Here is an 18,596-nt window from a genome sequence, read left to right on the forward strand (position 1 = left end):
CTGTACCTGGTAGCGCCTACGCCTCGAGGAGGTCCTCGCGTCCCAGCTCGTGGTCCAGCGCGGAGCGCAGCGTGGGGTAGCGCTGCACCCAGCCGCGCTGGCGAGCGACCGCCGCGTCCACCCGCTGGTCCGCGAGCGCAAGCTCGTCGGCTCCCTCCGAGCCGAGCAGCAGTTTTGGCCCGAAGGTCGGGATGGGCAGGACGTCGGGGCGCCGGAGGACCTCCGCGAGGGTGGCGGACATCTCCGCGTTTGTGACGGGCTGCGCGGCCGTCGCGTTCACCGGTCCAGACACCGTGTGATCCAGGAGCGCGCGAACGTAGGTGTCCGTGAGGTCGTCGAGGCTCACCCAGGACAGCCAGAACTCGCCGCTGCCAAATCGGGCGCCGAGCCCCGCCGAAACGCTCGCCTTGAGCACGGGAAGGAGTCCGCCCGCTCCAGACAGTGCGAGACCGGTGCGGATCTGCACAGTGCGCAGCCCCTCTACGCGGGCCGCCTCTTCCCACGCCTGGCAGACCTCGGCGAGGAAGCCGGTGCCAACGGGGGCGTCCTCGGTGTGAGGGGAGCCGCCCGCCTCGGTGCCGTAGTACCCGACGGCGGAGGCGGAGATGAACGTGCGCACGCCCGACTCCGCGGCGAGTGCGGCGAGCTTCCGCGTCGGGGCGACGCGCGAGTCCCAGATCCGGCGCTTCTTCGCATCGGTGAAGCGGCCCATGATCGATTCGCCTGCCGGGTGGATTACCGCGTCGACCCCCTCGAGCAGGTCGGGGTGCGGGTTGTCCGGGTCCCACTGGCGCTCGCCGGGGCCGGCGGTGTGGCGGACCAGCGGGATGACGGTGTGGCCCAGGGTGGTCAGTTGCGTGTGGAGGTGGGTACCCACCAGCCCGCTCGAGCCGGTGAGGGCGATGACGAGGGGCGCCGAAGCAGGCAGTGATTGCGCGAAGGCGATGTCGCCGACCAGCTGCCGCTGGCGGTAGGCAAACGCCGGGGTGAGCAGCGGGGCGGGGGTGGGGGTAGACACGGCGTCGAGAAGCACTGTGCTTCCAGCGTCCTCGACTGAGTCCCGGAACGTGTGACGGTGGCGCCATTTGGTCAGTGCGCGCACCGGCTGGTTGGCGGCGACATCCTCAAACGAGTGGGCGAACTCGTACCCGGAGTGTTGGTGCTGTGCCACCCACCGCTGGCCTGCGGGGAGGGCAAAGACGGTGGTTCCGGAGCGAAGCGATGCGGCCTCGGACGCCACTGTCATGGGCAGAAACGGCGGGGTGAGCCGGGTGACCGCCCCCGGGCGCGCGTGCCAATTCCACACCTCGAGGCGGGGTGCGGGGACGGTGTGCTCTGCGGTGATTCCCATGGTCGCTGCTCCGTGCCTGTGTTTGCAGATCTGGTGCTAGACTGAGTGTCAGTCTCCACCCTAGGCGCTGACGCGCCCAGGGGTATTTGAGAAGACGGCACATTGTGAATATTGCAAGCACCAGACAAGCATCCTTTAAATTCCGCACTGTGAGGCGGGGAAGGAGGCATGATGAGTGAAGACAACCGCGCAACCGTACAGCTGCTGACGGCAGACGACGTCGCGCGCACAATCGCACGCATCGCGCACCAGATCATTGAAAAGACGGCGTTGGATTCGGCGCTGAAGTCAGAGGCGGGCGACGCACCGGCGTCGCCAGTATTGCTCCTTGGCATCCCCTCCGGGGGCGTGCCGTTGGCGCAGCGGATCGCCGCGTCCGTTGAGGAATTCTCCGGCGTAGAGGTTCCCGTTGGCAGTCTCGACGTGACCCTGTACAGGGACGACCTGCGCGACAAGCCGCACCGCGCGCTGCGCCCCACAAGCATCCCCGCGCCGCTTGACGGCGCGACGGTGATCCTCGTGGACGACGTCCTATACTCCGGTCGCACCATCCGGGCAGCGCTCGACTCGCTGCGCGACATTGGCCGCCCGGCCGCGATCCAGCTCGCGGTGCTGGTGGACCGGGGGCACAGGCAGCTGCCCATCCGCGCCGACTACGTGGGCAAGAACATCCCGACCGCGCTCACGGAGGACGTGACCGTCACGCTCACGCCGATTGATGCCCGCGACGCGGTCACGCTGAGCCGGATCGCACCGGCCGCCGAAGGAGAGGCGAAGTAGCATGAAACACCTCGTTGACATCGCGGATCTCACCCGCGACGACGCCATCGCGATCATGGATGAGGCCGACCGTTTCAAGGAAGCCCTGGACGGCCGCGACATCAAGAAGTTGCCCACACTTCGTGGGCGCACCATCTTCACCCTGTTTTACGAGAACTCCACCCGCACGCGTTCCTCGTTCGAGACCGCGGGTAAGTGGATGAGCGCGGACGTGATCAACATTTCCGCTTCCAGCTCCTCGGTGAAGAAGGGCGAGTCCCTTAAAGACACGGCGCTCACGGTGCAGTCGGTCGGCGCCGATGCCATCATCATGCGACACTCCGCATCCGGTGCCGCGAAGCTGCTCACGAAGTGGCTGCCGGAGACCAGCATCATTAACGCCGGCGACGGCAAACACCAGCACCCGACCCAGGCCCTGCTGGACGCGGTGACCATGCGCCAGCGCATCGGCGAGATCGCCGGGCGCAAGGTGGTCATCGTGGGCGACATCGTGCACTCGCGCGTGGTCCGCTCCAACGTTGACCTGCTCACGCTGCTCGGCGCGGAAGTCGTGCTGGTCGCGCCGCCAACCCTGCTGCCCACCGGGGTCGAGCACTGGCCAGCGCGCGTGGCTTACGACTTGGACGCGGAGATTGCGGACGCGGACGTGGTGATGATGCTCCGCGTGCAGGCCGAGCGCATGCACGGCGGCTTCTTCCCCTCGCACCGCGAGTACGCCTCGCTGTACGGGCTGAGCGCGGCTCGCGCGGACCGCATGAAGGACGGCGCGATCATCATGCACCCGGGCCCGATGTTGCGCGGAATGGAAATCAATTTTGCTGTTGCGGAGCGCCAGAACACGGCGGTGTTGCAGCAGGTAACCAACGGTGTCTACACGCGCATGGCCCTGCTGTTTACGCTGCTTGCGGGAGAGGAAAAGTAAATGGCAAAGATTCTGCTGAAGAACGTGCGCCCGTACGGCGAGGACGAGGTGCAGGTGCTTATCGACGGCGGCGTGATCACCGCCATCGGCACCGAACTCGACGTCAACGACGCCGAGAGCGTCAAGGACGCCGAGGTCATCGACGCGCAGGGGAAGGTGCTGCTGCCGGGCCTGGTGGACATGCACGTCCACTTGCGCGAGCCGGGCCGCGAGGACACCGAGACCATCGCCACCGGCTCTGACGCCGCCGCGAAGGGTGGGTTCACCGCCGTGTTCACCATGGCGAACACTAGCCCGGTGATTGATCAGCCGTTTTTGGCTGACGCCGTGTGGGAAAAGGGCCAGGCCTACGGGAAGTGCGACGTGTACCCTGTTGGCGCGATCACGCAGGGGCTTCAAGGTGAGCAGCTCAGCGAGATCGGCCTGATGAGCCGCGGCCACGTGCGGATGTTTTCCGACGACGGAAAGTGCGTCAACAACCCGCAGGTGATGCGCCGCGCGGTGGAGTACGCGAAGGCGTACGACGTCCTGTTGGCTCAGCACGCCGAGGACCACCGCATGACCGCGGACTCGGTCGCGCACGAGGGCGAGGTGGCCGCACGACTCGGTTTGGGCGGCTGGCCGCGCGTCGCCGAGGAATCGGTGGTGGCACGCGACGTGATCATGACGCGCGACTACGGCGGGCGCCTGCACATCTGCCACGCCTCGACCGAGGGCACCGTGGAACTGCTGCGGTGGGCGAAGTCCCAGGGCATCGCGGTAAGCGCCGAGGTTACCCCGCACCACCTGCTCCTCACGGACGAGAAGCTGGAAACCTACGACGGCGTCTTCCGCGTCAACCCGCCGCTTCGCGAGTCCCGCGACACGGTCGCGCTGCGCGACGCGCTGCTCGACGGCACCGTGGACGTCGTAGCCACTGACCACGCGCCGCACGGCTCCGAAGACAAGTGCGTGGAGTTCGAACACGCGAAGCCGGGCATGCTCGGGCTGGAGACCTCGCTAGCCATCATTGCCAAGGTCTTCGTCGAATCCGGGCTGGCAGATTGGCGCTTTGTGGCCAAGGTAATGAGCGAGCGCCCCGCGGAGATCCTCCGCCTGGCCGACCAGGGCCGGCCGATTGCGGAGGGCGAGCCCGCGAACCTGGTGCTCGTTGATCCGGGAGCCGCGTGGACCGTACACGGCGAGGAGCTCCGCTCGAAGGCCTCGAACACACCCTACGAGGGCACCGAGTTTTCCACTAGCGTGGCACTGACGCTGCTGCGCGGCGAGGTGACCTACCGCGCCACCCCAAGCGACACCACAACCAGCACGAAGTAAGGAACCACCATGACTGAATCTCGAATCCCTGCGGCACTCGTGCTCGGAGACGGCAACGTCTACCGCGGAACCGCCTTTGGCGCCGTCTCGGCTGATTGCGACTCGCAGGACTCCGCGACGAGCGAGCCGGTGTACGGCGAAGCCGTCTTCACCACTGGCATGAGCGGCTACCAGGAGACGATGACGGACCCGTCCTACCACCGCCAGATCGTCGTGATGACGGCACCGCAGATTGGCAATACCGGTTGGAACGACGAGGACAATGAGTCCCGCGGCAACCGCATCTGGGTTGCAGGTCTGATCATCCGCGACCTGTCCAAGCGGGTCTCCAGCTGGCGCGCGGAGCGTTCGCTGGAAGAGGAGATGCGCAACCAGGGCATCGTGGGCATCAGCGGCATTGACACCCGCTCCGTGGTGCGCCACCTGCGCAATTTCGGTTCCATTCCGGCTGGCATTTTTGTGGGGGAGGACGCCGCACAGAGCGTCGATAAGCTTGTGGCGCTGGTGAACGAGCAGCCGAGCATGGCTGGAGCCGACCTGTCCGCCGAGGTCAGCGCGGACGAGCCGTATACGGTCAAGGCGCAAGGGGAGAAACGCTTCACCGTCGTGGCGTACGACATGGGCGTGAAGACGGCGACCCCGAACCACCTGGCCAAGCGCGGGGTGGAGACAATCGTCGTGCCTGCGAACACTCCCTTTGAGGAGATCACTCAGTACAACCCGGACGGCGTATTCATCTCCAACGGTCCGGGCGACCCGGCGACCGCCGATGAGATGGTGGACATCACCCGCAAGGTCCTCGAACAGAAGCTGCCGCTGTTTGGCATCTGCTTTGGCAACCAGATCCTCGGCCGCGCGCTGGGGCTGGAGACCTTCAAGATGAAGTTCGGCCACCGCGGCATCAACGTGCCGGTGAAGAACCACCTGACCGGCAAGATCGACATCACCTCGCAGAACCACGGCTTCGCGCTGAAGGCGCCGGACGGCGTTGGCGTGGGCGAGAAGTTCGACACCGACTTCGGCCCGGCCGTGGTGTCGCACACCTGCCTGAACGACGACACCGTGGAAGGCGTCGCGCTGGAAAACGGCATGGCGTACTCGGTGCAGTTCCACCCGGAGTCTGCCGCCGGACCGCACGACGCGAACCCGCTGTTTGATCAGTTCATCGAGCTCATGCAGCAGCACAGCCCGAACGCACAGTAACCAGGAACCAGGAAACACAAGGGAGAATTCACGATGAAACGCAACGACATCAACCACGTCCTGGTTATCGGTTCCGGGCCAATCGTCATCGGTCAAGCCTGCGAGTTTGACTACTCGGGTACCCAGGCGTGCCGCGTGCTCAAGGAGGAGGGTCTGCGCGTGACCCTCATCAACTCCAACCCGGCCACCATCATGACCGACCCGGAGTTCGCCGACCACACCTACGTCGAGCCGATCGAGCCCGAATACATTGACAAGATCCTCGCCCGCGAGGCCGAACAGGGCAACCCGGTGGACGCCATCCTGGCAACCCTCGGCGGCCAGACCGCCCTCAACGCTGCGATCCAGCTGGACCGTCAGGGCATCCTGGCCAAGCACGGCGTGGAGCTCATCGGCGCGAATATTGACGCCATCGAGCGCGGCGAGGACCGCCAGAAGTTCAAGGACATCGTTGCCAAAATCGGCGGCGAGTCTGCGCGCTCCCGAGTCTGCTTCAACATGGACGAGGTCCACGAGACCGTCGCCGAGCTGGGACTGCCCGTCGTCGTGCGCCCGTCCTTCACCATGGGTGGACTCGGCTCCGGCCTGGCGTTTTCCATGGAGGACCTGGACCGCATCGCCGGTGGCGGCCTGGAGGCCAGCCCGGAGGCCAACGTGCTCATCGAGGAATCCATCCTCGGCTGGAAGGAGTACGAGCTCGAGCTTATGCGCGACGGCGACGACAACGTCGTGGTCATCGCGTCCATCGAAAACGTTGACGCGCTCGGCGTGCACACCGGCGACTCCGTCACCGTGGCGCCCGCGCTGACGCTCACCGATCGCGAGTACCAGACCATGCGCGACCAGGGTATCGCGATCATCCGCGAGGTCGGCGTGGACACCGGCGGCTGCAACATTCAGTTCGCGGTCAACCCGGACGATGGCCGCATCATCACCATCGAGATGAACCCGCGCGTCTCGCGCTCGTCCGCGCTGGCGTCGAAAGCCACTGGCTTCCCGATTGCAAAGATCGCCTCGCTGCTGGCCATCGGCTACACCCTCGACGAGATCACCAACGACATCACCGGCGAGACCCCGGCGGCGTTCGAGCCGACCCTGGACTACGTTATTGCCAAGATGCCGCGCTTTGCCTTTGAGAAGTTCCCGGGCAGCGACGACACCCTCGGTACCTCCATGAAGGCGGTTGGCGAGGCCATGGGCATTGGCCGCAACTACATCCAGAGCCTGAACAAGGTCATGCGCTCGATGGAGGACAAGCCGAACGGTTTCTGGACCAGGCCCGACGAGTACTTCGCGGAAGGCCGCGAGCAGGACCTCAACGCCGTGCTGGATGACCTGAAGACGCCGACGGACAAGCGCATGTACGACGTCGAGCTGGCCCTGCGCCGAGGTGCATCGATCGAGCTCGTGCACGAGGCCAGCGGTATCGACCCCTGGTTCCTCGCCGAGCTGCAGGCGCTCGTGGACTTCAGAAGCACGCTTGCCGACGCCCCCGTGCTCGACGCCGACCTCCTCCGCGAGGCCAAGACGTACGGGCTGTCCGACGCCCAGATCGCCGCGCTGCGCCCGGAGCTGGCCGGCGAGGACGGCGTGCGCTCCCTGCGCTGGTCGCTGGACATCCACCCCGTGTTCAAGACGGTGGACACCTGCGCGGGTGAGTTCGAGGCGCAGACGCCGTATCACTACTCGGCCTACGAGATGGACCCGAACGCGGAGTCCGAGGTCGCCGAGACCGGCCGCGAGAAGGTCATCATCCTCGGTTCTGGCCCCAACCGCATCGGCCAGGGCATTGAGTTCGACTACTCGTGCGTGCACGCGGCCCTTGAGCTGTCGCGCATTGGCTACGAGACGGTGATGGTCAACTGCAACCCGGAGACCGTCTCCACCGACTACGACACCGCAGACCGCCTCTACTTCGAGCCGCTGACGTTCGAGGACGTCATGGAGATCTACCGCGCCGAGCAGGCGTCCGGCACGGTGGCTGGCGTGATTGTCCAGCTCGGCGGCCAGACCCCGCTGGGCCTGGCGCAGAGGCTTGCCGACGCCGGTGTGCCCGTCGTGGGCACCAGCCCGGAAGCCATCGACCTGGCGGAGGACCGCGGCGAGTTCGGCGACGTGCTTACCGCAGCGAACCTGCCGGCACCGGCCTACGGCACCGCAACGTCCTTCGATGAGGCCCGCGAGGTGGCCAACGGTATCGGCTACCCGGTGCTCGTACGCCCCTCCTACGTGCTGGGCGGCCGCGGCATGGAGATCGTCTACGACGAGACGAGCCTGCACGACTACATTGAGCGCGCCACCGAGCTGTCGCCGGACCACCCGGTGCTGGTGGACCGCTTCCTGGACTCCGCGATCGAGATCGACGTGGACGTGCTGTGCGACGGCGACGAGGTCTACCTCGGCGGCGTCATGGAGCACATCGAGGAGGCGGGCATCCACTCCGGCGACTCCGGTTGCGCGCTGCCGCCGATGACACTCGGCCCGGACGACATTGCCAAGGTGCGCCGCTCCGCGGAGGCGCTGGCGCACGGGATTGGCGTCAAGGGCCTGATGAACGTGCAGTTCGCGCTCAAGGACGACATCCTCTACGTCATCGAGGCAAACCCGCGCGCCTCGCGCACCGTCCCGTTCGTGTCGAAGGCGACGGGCGTGCACCTGGCCAAGGCCGCGTCGCGCATCATGATGGGCGCCTCCATCGCGCAGCTGCGCGAGGAGGGCCTGATCCCGTCGGACTACGACGGCGGCTCCCTCCCGCTGGAGCACCCGATCGCGGTGAAGGAGGCGGTCCTCCCGTTCACGCGCTTCCGTCGCCCAGACGGCTCGCTGCTGGATACCATCCTTGGCCCGGAGATGAAGTCCACGGGCGAAGTGATGGGCCTTGCCCCGTCCTTCGGCGTGGCGTACGCGAAGGCGGAGACCGCAGCGTTTGGCGCCTTGCCCACGGAGGGCACTGTCTTCGTCTCGGTGGCCAACCGCGACAAGCGCACCCTCATCTTCCCGATCCAGCGCCTGTACACCATGGGCTTCAAGGTGTTGGCTACGGCCGGCACCGCCCAGATGCTGCGCCGCAACGGCATCGAGTGCGAGGTCGCCCAGAAGGCCTCCGAGGTGCGCGAGGGCGGCGAGGGGACCTCGATTGTGGACCGCATTAATGACGGCGAGATCGACCTGATCCTCAACACCCCGGCCGGTTCCTCCGGCGCCCGCCACGACGGTTACGACATCCGCGCAGCGGCCGTCGTCGCTGGCGTGCCGATCATGACCACGGTGCAGGGTGTGACCGCGGCCGTGCAGGGCATCGAGGCGATCCGGGACAACGAGATCACCGTAATGAGCCTGCAGGAGCTCGAGCACGCGGCCAAGGAAGAGGCGAGCGCCGATGCCGAATAGCGCCCCGCAGCCCGGGTTCGGCGGACGTCTCGTCGCCGCGGGCGAGCGCCACGGTCGGCTGTGCGTCGGCATCGACCCGCACGCCGCGCTGCTTAAGCAGTGGGGCCTCCCAGATTCCGTCGACGGCTTGCGCCGCTTCGCGGAGATCTGCGTCGAGGCGTTCGCCGGACACGTCGCCCTGGTGAAGCCGCAGGTCGCGTTCTTTGAGCGCTTCGGCGCGCGCGGCTTTGCGGTCCTGGAGGAGACGCTGGCGTCGCTGCGCGAGCGCGGCACCCTCTCGGTGGCGGATGCGAAGCGCGGCGACATCGGCTCGACCATGGCCGGCTACGCGGCCGCCTGGCTGGAGCCGGGCGCTCCGCTGGAGGCCGACGCGGTCACGCTGACGCCGTACCTCGGCGTCGGCTCGCTGGAGCCCGCCATCGAGTTGGCCGGCGAGCACGGCAAGGGCGTGTTCATCATGGCCGCGAACTCAAACCCGGAGGCGGAGGCGTTCCAGAGCTCGCTTATCGACGACCGCACGATCTCCCAGTACATGGTCGACGGGTGCGCGGCGTACAACGGCGATGCCGAATCCGGCAGCGGGCGCGTCGGTCACGTCGGTCACGTTGGGGTCGTGGTGGGCGCGACCGTCGGCAAGCCGCCCCTGCTCGAGCGCCTCAACGCGCCGGTGCTCATGCCCGGGGTGGGCGCGCAGGGCGCCACTATGGATGACGTGGCGCGCATCGCCGGCGCACAGGCGCGGCTGGTGTTTCCGAACGTCTCGCGGTCCGTGCTCAGCGCTGGCCCTGAAGTGGGGAAACTTCGCGGCCGTGCCGGTGAGCTGGCAAAATAGGAGCTTCGCCGGGGTCGTTTGCGCTTTTGGGCAAAAACCCTGGTAGTTTAGTTCCGTCAACGCGTTGACGTGGTTAAATCCTTTGACGCATCGGGCCGCGGTTGCGGTGCGGTGGCCGGGGCACGCTCCCCGGCGCGCGTCGGCGCGGAGGATCTGACCCAGTGCTACACTTAGCCAGAACTGAGAGTTGCACGGATGGCATTCGGGCTGTTGAACGGCCCTGTGGATTCGTGTGGTGGTCTCGGCTTGACGGCTTCGGTAGAACTGGACCGATACGTACTACTACACACATGGAGGAACCAGTGGCACTTCCACAGTTGACTGATGAGCAGCGTAAGGCAGCACTTGCAAAGGCGGCAGAGGCACGTAAGCAGCGCGCAGAGCTGAAGGCTTCGCTGAAGCGCGGCGACACCGACCTCAAGGACGTGCTGGACAAGGCTGAGTCCGACGAGATCATTGGTAAGACCAAGGTCTCCGCACTGCTCGAGGCGATGCCGAAGGTGGGCAAGGTCAAGGCCCGCGAGATCATGGAAGAGCTGGAAATCGCACAGACCCGCCGTCTGCGCGGCCTGGGCGAGCGTCAGCGTCGCGCCCTGCTGGAGCGCTTCGGCTTCTCCGAGGACTAGAGATGGCTGAGACAGCGCCGCGTGGGAGCCTGGTCGTCCTGGCCGGGCCCTCCGCTGTAGGGAAATCGACAGTGGTGCGGCGGCTTGTCAGCGACGTCCCGGATCTTTACTTCTCCGTCTCCATGACCACCAGGGCACCCCGCCCGGGCGAGGTCGACGGGGAGGACTACTTCTTCGTCAGCGCTGATGAATTCCAGCGCCGGATTGACGCGGGGGAGATGCTGGAGTGGGCCGACATTCACGGCGGTCTGCAGCGTTCCGGCACCCCGTCCGGTCCGGTCCGTGAGGCCCTCTCGGCCGGTCGCCCCGTGCTCGTGGAGGTTGACCTCGCCGGGGCTCGCAACATCAAGCAGTTGATGCCGGAGGCAAGAACGGTGTTCCTTGCCCCGCCGTCGTGGGAGATTCTGGTGCAGCGCCTGTCCGGGCGTGGCACCGAGACCGAGGACGTGATTCAGCGTCGTCTCACCACGGCTCGTGAAGAGCTCAACGCTCAGGATGAGTTTGATAGCGTTGTGGTCAACGATGACGTGGATTCGGCCGTCGCGGCAATTGCCAGCATCCTGATGAACACATCGAACAACAACACAAGCGAGTAGGTTTTTAGTGAGCAACATTACTGAGGAACCGTCGCAGGCAGCCCCGGAAGCTACCGAGGACAAGTCCTACGACGCACCCGAAGGCATTACTGCGCCTCCGATTGATGAGCTGCTGACCAAGGTGTCGTCCAAGTACGCACTGGTTATCTTCGCCGCGAAGCGCGCACGCCAGATCAACAGCTTCTACCAGGATTCCGAGGACGGCGTATTTGAGTTCGTCGGCCCGCTGGTCACCCCGGAAGCGGGGGAGAAGCCGCTGTCCATCGCGCTGCGTGAGATCCAGGCTGGTCTCCTCGAGCACGAAGAGGGCCAGTAACGCCTCGGCGGCACCGCGTCGCCTGAGACATCGAATCGGCACCACCGAGTAAGCCTGCATTGGGCTTGCGGGTGGTGCCGTTTGCGTAGACTAGGCCACCATGAGTCAACGCAACGTAGTCGTCGGCGTCGCCGGCGGTATCGCCGCATACAAAGCCTGCCACCTGATTAGAGACTTCAAAGAGGCGGGGGATGACGTCCGCGTGGTCCCGACCGCCAACGCGCTCAAATTCGTCGGCGCCGCCACGTTCGAGGCGCTGTCCGGACACCCGGTGGACACCGGTGTTTTCGAGCGGGTCGATGAGGTGCAGCACGTTCGCATTGGTCAGGAGGCTGACCTGATTGTGGTGGCCCCGGCGACGGCGGACGTGATCGCGCGCATTGCAGGGGGGCGCGCAGACGACTTCCTGACCGCGACGGTGCTCGTGGCCACGTGCCCCGTCGTCGTGGCACCGGCGATGCACACGGAGATGTGGCACAACGCTGCCACGCAAGCGAACGTGGCCACGCTACGCAGCCGCGGGGTGACGGTCCTGGAGCCCGCGTACGGGCGGCTGACCGGGAAGGACTCTGGCCCCGGCCGGTTGCTCGAGCCGCAGGCGATTGCGGAGCTCGCGCGCACGGTCGCCACGATCGGGCCGCTGGGCCGCCCGCTGGAGGGCAAGCGCGTGCTGGTCAGCGCCGGGGGCACGCAGGAAAACATCGACCCGGTCCGGTACGTGGGCAATCGGTCCTCCGGGCGCCAGGGCTTTGCGCTGGCCGATATTGCCGCGCACAAGGGGGCGCAGGTCACTGTGGTTGCGGGAAACACGGAGGCGCTGGAGACCCCGGCTGGTGCAGACGTGGTACGGGTGACCTCGACCCGCGACATGGAGCGCGAGATGCGCTCGCGTGCTCCCGAGGCGGATGTGGTGATCATGGCCGCCGCCGTGGCGGACTATCGCCCGGCGCACGAGGCGACCTCGAAGCTGAAGAAGGGACAGGCGGATGCGTCGCTAGAGCGCATCGAGCTGATGGAAAACCCGGACATTCTGCGTGGGCTCGTTGACATGCGTGACAACGGGGAGACGACGGCGGCGATTATGGGGTTCGCGGCTGAGACAGATAACGCGCTGGAGTATGGCAAGGCAAAGCTGGCACGCAAGGGTGCGGACCTCCTGATGGTCAACGACGTCTCGGGCGGCAAGGTGTTTGGGCAAGCCCGGAACTCGGGGTGGTTGCTGTCGCGCGACGGCGGGGTCGCCACGATTGAGGACGGCACCAAGCACGAGGTCGCGGCGCAGATCTGGAGCGCGATTGAGGCCGCGGGGCACGACACGGAAGCATAACGTTGCCAATTTAGACAGCTTGGTCTATCGTGGTGTTCGTTCGCGTGGGGCGAGGTGGCGTCGATAAGCGTTCGCCCCGCTCGCGCTTCGCCCGCACGGCGATGAGATACGAAACAGTGCTGCACCGAAAGCGAGACCATTTTGTCTACTGATCCTTACTACCGTTTGTTCACCAGCGAGTCGGTGACCGAGGGCCACCCCGATAAGATCTGCGATGCCATCTCGGATGCCATCCTGGATGACATGCTCGCGCAGGATCCGGCAGCGCGCGTGGCTGTAGAGACCCTGGTCACCACCGGACAGGTGCACGTGGTCGGCGAGGTCAACACGACGGCGTACTCCAACATTGCGAAGATCGTGCGCGACAAGCTGGTCGGCATCGGCTTTACGTCGTCCGAGGTGGGGTTCGACGGGCGTACGTGCGGCGTCAATATCGCGATCGGTGACCAGTCGCTGGAGATTTCGGAGGGCGTGTCGACCTCGCAGGAGGTCCGCGAGCAGTCCTCCGCGGAGGCGGACGATCAGGCCGGTGCCGGCGACCAGGGCCTCATGTTTGGGTACGCCACGAATGAAACGCCGGAGTACATGCCGCTTCCCATTTCCACCGCGCACCGCCTGTCGCGCAGGCTCACGGAGGTGCGCAAGCTGGGCAAAGTGGTGGGCCTGCGCCCCGACGGCAAGACCCAGGTCACCTTCGCCTACGACGGCAACACCCCCGTCGCGCTGGACACCGTGGTGATTTCCACGCAGCACGACCCGGACTTCACCGGCGATGCGCTGCGCAACGCTCTGCGTACCGAGGTGCTCGAGTGGGTAGTCAAGGACGCCGGTTTGGAGCAGTACTACACGCCGGACACGAAGCTGCTGGTGAACCCGTCCGGCTCGTTTGTGCTCGGCGGCCCGATGGGGGACGCCGGGCTGACCGGCCGCAAGATCATCGTGGACACCTACGGCGGCATGGCCCGCCACGGCGGCGGCGCGTTCTCGGGCAAGGACCCCTCAAAGGTGGACCGCTCGGCCGCGTACGCAATGCGCTGGGTGGCCAAGAACATCGTCGCCGCGGGCCTGGCAGAGCGCGTCGAGGTCCAGGTGGCGTACGCCATTGGTCGCGCCACCCCGGTGGGCCTGTACGTGGAGACCTTCGGCACCGCCGCCGAGGGCCAGACGGATGCCACGATCCAGCAGGCCGTGGAGAAGGTCTTTGATCTCCGACCTGCCGCGATCATCCGCGAGCTTGACCTGCTGCGCCCGATCTACGCCCAAACCGCAGCGTACGGGCACTTCGGCCGCACCGATGTGGAGCTGCCGTGGGAGCAGTTGAACAAGGCGGAGGAGCTCAAGGCCGCCGCCAGCTAGTGCGCTAAACTCGGGCACCATGTCGTCGTCGCCCGCAACCCAGTACCCCGTCGCGCGGGTGCTGCCGATGTTGGGCCTGGCGCAGCTGGACCGCCCCTTCGACTACCTGGTCACGGAGGGCGACTCCGAGGCCGCGCAGCCCGGGGTGCGGGTGCGGATCCGCTTTGCGGGCCGGCTGGTGGACGCGATTGTGCTCGACCGCACTGCGGTCTCCTCGCACGAGGGGAACCTTCGCTTCATCGAGCGCGTCATCTCGCCGGAGGTCGTCGCGCCAGAGCAGTTGCGCTTGCTTATCGACGCCCTCGCGCAGCGCTACGCCGGCGTCCGCTCCGACATCTACCGCTCCGCCATCCCGGCGCGCCACGCCAAAGCCGAGGAGACCGATACGTCGACGCCCTGGGACGAGCTGGGGGAGGCGACCGAGCCAGACCTCTCTGCGTGGAGCTCCTATCAATACGGGGAGAGCTTTGTCGACGCAGTCCTGGACGGGAAACTCGCACGCGCCGCCTGGCAGGTCGTGCCTGGCGAGGACTGGGCCGCGACAGTGGGGGCGCTCGCCGCGAAGGTCGCGCTCAGCGGGGGCGGCGCGCTCGTCGTCGTGCCCGACCAACGCGACGTGGACCGGTGCGAAGCAGCGCTGCGCGAGCACGTTTCGGCGCGCCAGGTGACCACGCTCACCGCGAAGCAGGGGCCGCAGGCACGGTACTCGCGCTACCTCTCGATCTTGCACGGCCAGGGCCGGATCGTGGTGGGGACCCGCTCGGCGGCGTTTGCCCCCGTGCGCAACTTGCGGTTGATAGTGCTCATGCACGATGGGGACGAGAGCCTGGTTGACCCCCGCGCGCCCTACGCTCACGCACGCGAAGTACTCACCACCCGCTCGGCGCAGGAGCAGGTGCCGCTGATCATCGGCGGGCATGCGCGGACCGCGGAAACGCAGCTGTTTGTGGAGCGCGGTTGGATGCACGAGCTGCTCGCCCCGCGGGCGGTGCTCCGGCAGGTCAGCCCACGCATCCACGCGGCGGGGGACTCGGACGCCGCTATGGAGCGGGACCCCCGGGCGCGGCAGGCAAGGATGCCGTCGGCGGCCTTCATGGCCGCGCGCGCTGCGCTGCGCCGCGGGACGCCGGTGCTCTTCCAGGTCCCGCGCACCGGCTACATCCAGTCCCTGGCCTGCGGGCAGTGCCGCGCGCCGGCGCGCTGCAGGTGGTGCAACGGCCCGCTCGGCCTGCCCGCCGGCGGCGAGGCGTCGGCGCCGACGTGTCGGTGGTGCGGCCGCATGGACCCGGCGCACGTGTGTCCGGAGTGCGGGTCGAAACGGGTGCGCGCGATGGTGCTGGGCACCGAGCGCACGGCAGAGGAGCTTGGCAGGGCGTTCGTGCAGTTCCGGGTGCGCACATCGTGGGGCGACAAGGTCCTGGATGCCGTGCCTGCGGAGCCGGCGATCATTGTGGCCACCCCGGGGGCTGAGCCGGTTGCGGAAGGAGGCTACGGCGCGGCCGTGCTGCTGGACGTGTGGGCGCTGCTGCAGCGGCCGGACCTGCGGGCGGGGGAGGACACGTACGCCAAGTGGGCGGCCGCTGCCGCGCTCGTGCAGCCGCACGCCGACGGCGGCGAGGTTGTCGTGGTCGCGGAGCCGTCGCTCCCGGTCGTGCAGCATCTCATCCGGTGGGACGCCCGCGGGCACGCGGCACTCGAGCTGGCGCAGCGGCGGGACGCCCGCTTCCCGCCCGCGGTGCACATCGCTGTGGTGGACGCGCCGCGCAAGGCGTTGGACGACTTCTTTGGCAACGTGGAGTTGCCGGACCACGCGGAGGTGCTCGGTCCGGTCGACCTCCCGCCGGGAATCGACGTCCCGGGTGAATGGGACCGGGGCGAGTACGGCCCGGCCCAGCGGATGCTCGTGCGCTCACCGCTCCATGGCCGCGCCGCGCTGGGTTCGGCGCTCCGCACCGGACTGATCAACCGGGCGGCGCGGCGGCAGACCCTTCCCCTGCGCGTTCAGGTCAACCCGATAGACGTGGGTTAGGCGCCGCGGTGGAGCAGTAGACTGGGCGGGCAAACGCTGCCTGCGGCGCACGAGTGGTGCGGGGGCGGTGACGTCGATAAGCCCGGGCGACCGGGGGGAGGAGAAAGATATGCGGCTAGTGTTCGCCGGCACCCCGGAACCAGCGGTGGTGGCGTTGCAGCGACTCATTGATTCACAGCACGAGGTCGTGGCGGTGCTCACTCGGCCCGACGCGCGGCGCGGGCGCGGCCGTACGCTGCACCCCTCGCCGGTCAAGGCGCTCGCGGTCGAGCACGGCATCGAGGTCCTGGCACCGGAGAGCTTGCGCGAAAACGAGGAGATTCGGGACCGACTCACGGCGCTGGCACCGGACGCAATCCCGGTGGTGGCGTACGGCAATCTCATCCCCGAGGACATGCTGGGCATACCGAGGCACGGGTGGGTCAACCTGCACTTTTCGCTCCTGCCACGGTGGCGCGGCGCGGCGCCGGTCCAGTCCGCGATCCTCGCGGGTGATACGGAGACGGGTGCGAGCACCTTCCGCATTGACAAAGGTCTGGACACCGGCGAGGTCCTCGGCACCATCTCCGAGACCATCAGCGCGGAGGACACCGCTGACGATCTGCTCACGCGCCTGGCCTACGCCGGCGCGGACCTCCTCGTGGACACCATGACGGGGCTCGAAAATGGCACGGTCACACCCACGCCGCAATCGGGGGAGGCCACCTACGCGCCCAAGATCGTGCCCGCAGACGCCCGCGTGGACTGGTCCGCACCCGCCGCCGACATCGACCGCGCCGTGCGCGCACACACCCCGGGACCCGGTGCGTGGACGACAGTGGGCGACGACCGTTACAAGCTGGGCCCCGTCGCGCTTACCGGCGAAGACACGCTCGCGCCCGGCGCGGTGCGGGTGGAAAAAAACCGGGTTGTCGTGGGCACTGCGACGCAGGACGTGGTGCTGGGCATGATCCAGCCGCCGGGAAAGAAGCGGATGAACGCCGCCGACTGGGGCCGCGGCCTGCAGCCGGCGCAGATTGAGCAGGGAGTGGTGTTCGCATGAGCGGAGGATTCCGATCCCGCTCGGCAGGGCGGCGCAGCCAGGAGACAGCGCGCAACCAGGAGCCCGAGCGCAAGGGGCAGAAAAACGGCCGCGGTGACCGCCGCGGCCAGGCGAGCCGGCGTGGTGGCGCCAACAAGCGGGGTCCTGCTACGCGCACCGGAGACGCGGCGCGAGAGGCGGCCTTTGACGTGCTGCTCCGTGTGAGCGAGGAAGGCGCGTACGCGAACCTGGCGCTGCCGGCGCTGCTGCGGGAGCGCAAGATCTCCGGGCGCGACGCGGCGTTTGCCACCGAGCTGACGTACGGTGCGCTGCGCACGCAGGGCGTGCTGGACGCGGTGATCGCGGAGAACTCCTCGCGTGAGTTGGACCGGATCGACCCGCGGGTGCTGGCGGCGCTTCGCCTGGGCACCTACCAGCTGCTCTACACCCGTGTGTCCTCGCACGCGGCGGTGGACACGTCGGTGCGGCTGGTCGAGGCCGCCGGCCAAGGCAAAGCGAAGGGCTTTGCCAATGGCATCCTGCGCACGATCGACCGCTCCACGCCACAGCAGTGGTTTGACCGGCTCACGCCCTCCGGCGCGCTGGAGGCGGCGGCGTTCCGCCACGCGCACCCGGCCTGGATCGCACGCTCCTTCTTCGCCGCGCTCGGTCTCGACAGCGAGTCCTCGCCCGACCAGCTGGCCGAGCTGGAGCGCGCCCTCGAGTCGGATTCGGCTCGCCCCACTGTGCACCTGGTCGCCCGGCCCGGCGAGCTCTCCGCCGAGGAGCTGGCACTGAGCATCGGTGGGGAGGAAGGGACTTACTCCCCGTACGCGGTGTACCTCGATGAGGGCGATCCCGGTCAGCTCGAGCCAGTTCGTGAGCGGCTCGCCGCCGTGCAGGACGAGGGCTCGCAGCTCATCGCCCGCGCCGTCGCTGAAGTGCCCGTTGAGGGAGATCAAGGCAAATGGCTTGACTTGTGCGCGGGGCCCGGCGGCAAGGCGGCGCTGATGGGCGCGCTCGCGCGCATTGACGGCGCGTCGGTCGACGCCGTGGAGAGCAGCGCGCACCGCGCCGAGCTCGTCCGCAAGGCAACCGACGGTCTCCCGGTCCGCGTCCACACCGCGGACGGCCGAGATCCTGGTCTCGCACCGGGCTACGATCGAGTGCTTGTCGACGCCCCCTGCTCCGGCCTTGGCGCGCTGCGCCGTCGCCCGGAGGCGCGCTGGACCAAATCCGAGCGAGACATCGCCGAGCTGACCACCCTGCAGTCCGAGCTTCTTGCCTCCGCGATTCGCCTCGCGCGCCGCGGCGGCGTCATCGTGTACTCCACCTGCTCGCCGGACCTGCGGGAGACGCGCGGTGTCGTCGACGCGGCGCTGGGTGAAGGCGGGGTTGAGGAACTCGGCGCCGCCGAGTTCGCCTGCGGCATGGAGCACACAGGCGAATTTCCGAGCGTGCAGATGTGGCCACACCGGCACGGCACCGACGCGATGTTCTTCGCGGTCCTACGCAAGAAGTAGGCTTGGC

15 protein-coding genes are annotated in these 18,596 nt (G+C 67.5%); 14 read left to right on the forward strand and 1 reads right to left on the reverse strand.

Translation table 11 applies throughout. The annotated features are described in order from the left end of the window. Positions 1-16 precede the first annotated feature (16 nt). Positions 17-1,351, reverse strand: a complete 1,335-nt coding sequence (locus tag EAW56_RS02880; RefSeq protein WP_122084968.1) for a TIGR01777 family oxidoreductase — start codon at positions 1,349-1,351, stop codon at positions 17-19. A 171-nt stretch (positions 1,352-1,522) separates the two neighbouring features. Here EAW56_RS02880 and pyrR point away from each other — a divergent pair, with 171 nt between their 5' ends. The 14 genes from pyrR (at position 1,523) to EAW56_RS02950 (ending at position 18,589) form a co-directional block, all read left to right on the forward strand. Beyond that, the gene (gene pyrR / locus EAW56_RS02885) at positions 1,523-2,131 is read left to right on the forward strand and encodes a bifunctional pyr operon transcriptional regulator/uracil phosphoribosyltransferase PyrR (RefSeq protein ID WP_095554912.1); all 609 of its coding nucleotides are present in this window, start codon (positions 1,523-1,525) and stop codon (positions 2,129-2,131) included. Between the two features lies 1 nt (position 2,132). Next, positions 2,133-3,053, forward strand: coding sequence for an aspartate carbamoyltransferase catalytic subunit (locus tag EAW56_RS02890; protein ID WP_122084970.1), 921 nt, complete (start codon positions 2,133-2,135; stop codon positions 3,051-3,053). Beyond that, positions 3,054-4,370, forward strand: a complete 1,317-nt coding sequence (locus EAW56_RS02895; RefSeq protein WP_095536631.1) for a dihydroorotase — start codon at positions 3,054-3,056, stop codon at positions 4,368-4,370. 9 nt (positions 4,371-4,379) lie between these two features. Then, complete coding sequence (gene carA / locus EAW56_RS02900; RefSeq protein WP_095536630.1) at positions 4,380-5,573, forward strand: glutamine-hydrolyzing carbamoyl-phosphate synthase small subunit; 1,194 nt, start codon at positions 4,380-4,382, stop codon at positions 5,571-5,573. A 33-nt stretch (positions 5,574-5,606) separates the two neighbouring features. After that, positions 5,607-8,963: a carbamoyl-phosphate synthase large subunit gene (gene carB, locus EAW56_RS02905; RefSeq protein WP_122084971.1), complete on the forward strand. Its 3,357-nt coding sequence runs from the start codon at positions 5,607-5,609 to the stop codon at positions 8,961-8,963. Further along, positions 8,953-9,795: an orotidine-5'-phosphate decarboxylase gene (gene pyrF, locus EAW56_RS02910; RefSeq protein ID WP_122084973.1), complete on the forward strand. Its 843-nt coding sequence runs from the start codon at positions 8,953-8,955 to the stop codon at positions 9,793-9,795. Before carB ends, pyrF begins: the two co-directional genes overlap by 11 nt. Before the next feature lie 302 nt (positions 9,796-10,097). Continuing rightward, complete coding sequence (gene mihF, locus EAW56_RS02915) at positions 10,098-10,421, forward strand: integration host factor, actinobacterial type (protein ID WP_095276401.1); 324 nt, start codon at positions 10,098-10,100, stop codon at positions 10,419-10,421. A 2-nt stretch (positions 10,422-10,423) separates the two neighbouring features. Next, positions 10,424-11,017 (forward strand): guanylate kinase, encoded by a 594-nt coding sequence (gene gmk, locus EAW56_RS02920; RefSeq protein ID WP_095276404.1) that lies wholly within the window; start codon positions 10,424-10,426, stop codon positions 11,015-11,017. 16 nt (positions 11,018-11,033) lie between these two features. Then, entirely contained in the window at positions 11,034-11,333 is a 300-nt protein-coding gene (gene rpoZ / locus EAW56_RS02925) for a DNA-directed RNA polymerase subunit omega (RefSeq protein ID WP_144717015.1), read from the forward strand. Between the two features lie 100 nt (positions 11,334-11,433). Beyond that, positions 11,434-12,660: a bifunctional phosphopantothenoylcysteine decarboxylase/phosphopantothenate--cysteine ligase CoaBC gene (gene coaBC, locus EAW56_RS02930; RefSeq protein WP_122084976.1), complete on the forward strand. Its 1,227-nt coding sequence runs from the start codon at positions 11,434-11,436 to the stop codon at positions 12,658-12,660. Between the two features lie 141 nt (positions 12,661-12,801). Then, positions 12,802-14,016 carry a methionine adenosyltransferase gene (metK, locus tag EAW56_RS02935; RefSeq protein WP_415528340.1) on the forward strand — a complete coding sequence of 405 codons (1,215 nt, stop codon included), beginning with the start codon at positions 12,802-12,804 and terminating at the stop codon, positions 14,014-14,016. Between the two features lie 19 nt (positions 14,017-14,035). After that, a complete protein-coding gene (locus EAW56_RS02940; RefSeq protein ID WP_122084978.1) occupies positions 14,036-16,045 on the forward strand; it encodes a primosomal protein N' in 2,010 nt (669 codons plus the stop codon). Between the two features lie 109 nt (positions 16,046-16,154). Then, positions 16,155-17,087, forward strand: a complete 933-nt coding sequence (gene fmt, locus EAW56_RS02945) for a methionyl-tRNA formyltransferase (protein WP_095536623.1) — start codon at positions 16,155-16,157, stop codon at positions 17,085-17,087. Then, a complete protein-coding gene (locus tag EAW56_RS02950; protein ID WP_122084980.1) occupies positions 17,084-18,589 on the forward strand; it encodes an RsmB/NOP family class I SAM-dependent RNA methyltransferase in 1,506 nt (501 codons plus the stop codon). The genes fmt and EAW56_RS02950 overlap by 4 nt, the downstream gene beginning before the upstream one ends. Positions 18,590-18,596: the final 7 nt, after the last annotated feature.

The sequence above is a fragment of the Corynebacterium gottingense genome (assembly GCF_003693265.1).
Lineage (GTDB): Bacteria > Actinomycetota > Actinomycetes > Mycobacteriales > Mycobacteriaceae > Corynebacterium > Corynebacterium gottingense.

Coding starts and splice junctions, on each gene's coding strand:
- EAW56_RS02895 (WP_095536631.1), top strand. CDS start 3,054: ATGGCAAAGATTCTGCTGAAGAACGTGCGCCCGTACGGCGAGGACGAG.
- EAW56_RS02950 (WP_122084980.1), top strand. CDS start 17,084: ATGAGCGGAGGATTCCGATCCCGCTCGGCAGGGCGGCGCAGCCAGGAG.
- carB (WP_122084971.1), top strand. CDS start 5,607: ATGAAACGCAACGACATCAACCACGTCCTGGTTATCGGTTCCGGGCCA.
- coaBC (WP_122084976.1), top strand. CDS start 11,434: ATGAGTCAACGCAACGTAGTCGTCGGCGTCGCCGGCGGTATCGCCGCA.
- fmt (WP_095536623.1), top strand. CDS start 16,155: ATGCGGCTAGTGTTCGCCGGCACCCCGGAACCAGCGGTGGTGGCGTTG.
- EAW56_RS02940 (WP_122084978.1), top strand. CDS start 14,036: ATGTCGTCGTCGCCCGCAACCCAGTACCCCGTCGCGCGGGTGCTGCCG.
- gmk (WP_095276404.1), top strand. CDS start 10,424: ATGGCTGAGACAGCGCCGCGTGGGAGCCTGGTCGTCCTGGCCGGGCCC.
- EAW56_RS02880 (WP_122084968.1), bottom strand. CDS start 1,351: ATGGGAATCACCGCAGAGCACACCGTCCCCGCACCCCGCCTCGAGGTG.
- carA (WP_095536630.1), top strand. CDS start 4,380: ATGACTGAATCTCGAATCCCTGCGGCACTCGTGCTCGGAGACGGCAAC.
- pyrR (WP_095554912.1), top strand. CDS start 1,523: ATGAGTGAAGACAACCGCGCAACCGTACAGCTGCTGACGGCAGACGAC.
- pyrF (WP_122084973.1), top strand. CDS start 8,953: ATGCCGAATAGCGCCCCGCAGCCCGGGTTCGGCGGACGTCTCGTCGCC.
- EAW56_RS02890 (WP_122084970.1), top strand. CDS start 2,133: ATGAAACACCTCGTTGACATCGCGGATCTCACCCGCGACGACGCCATC.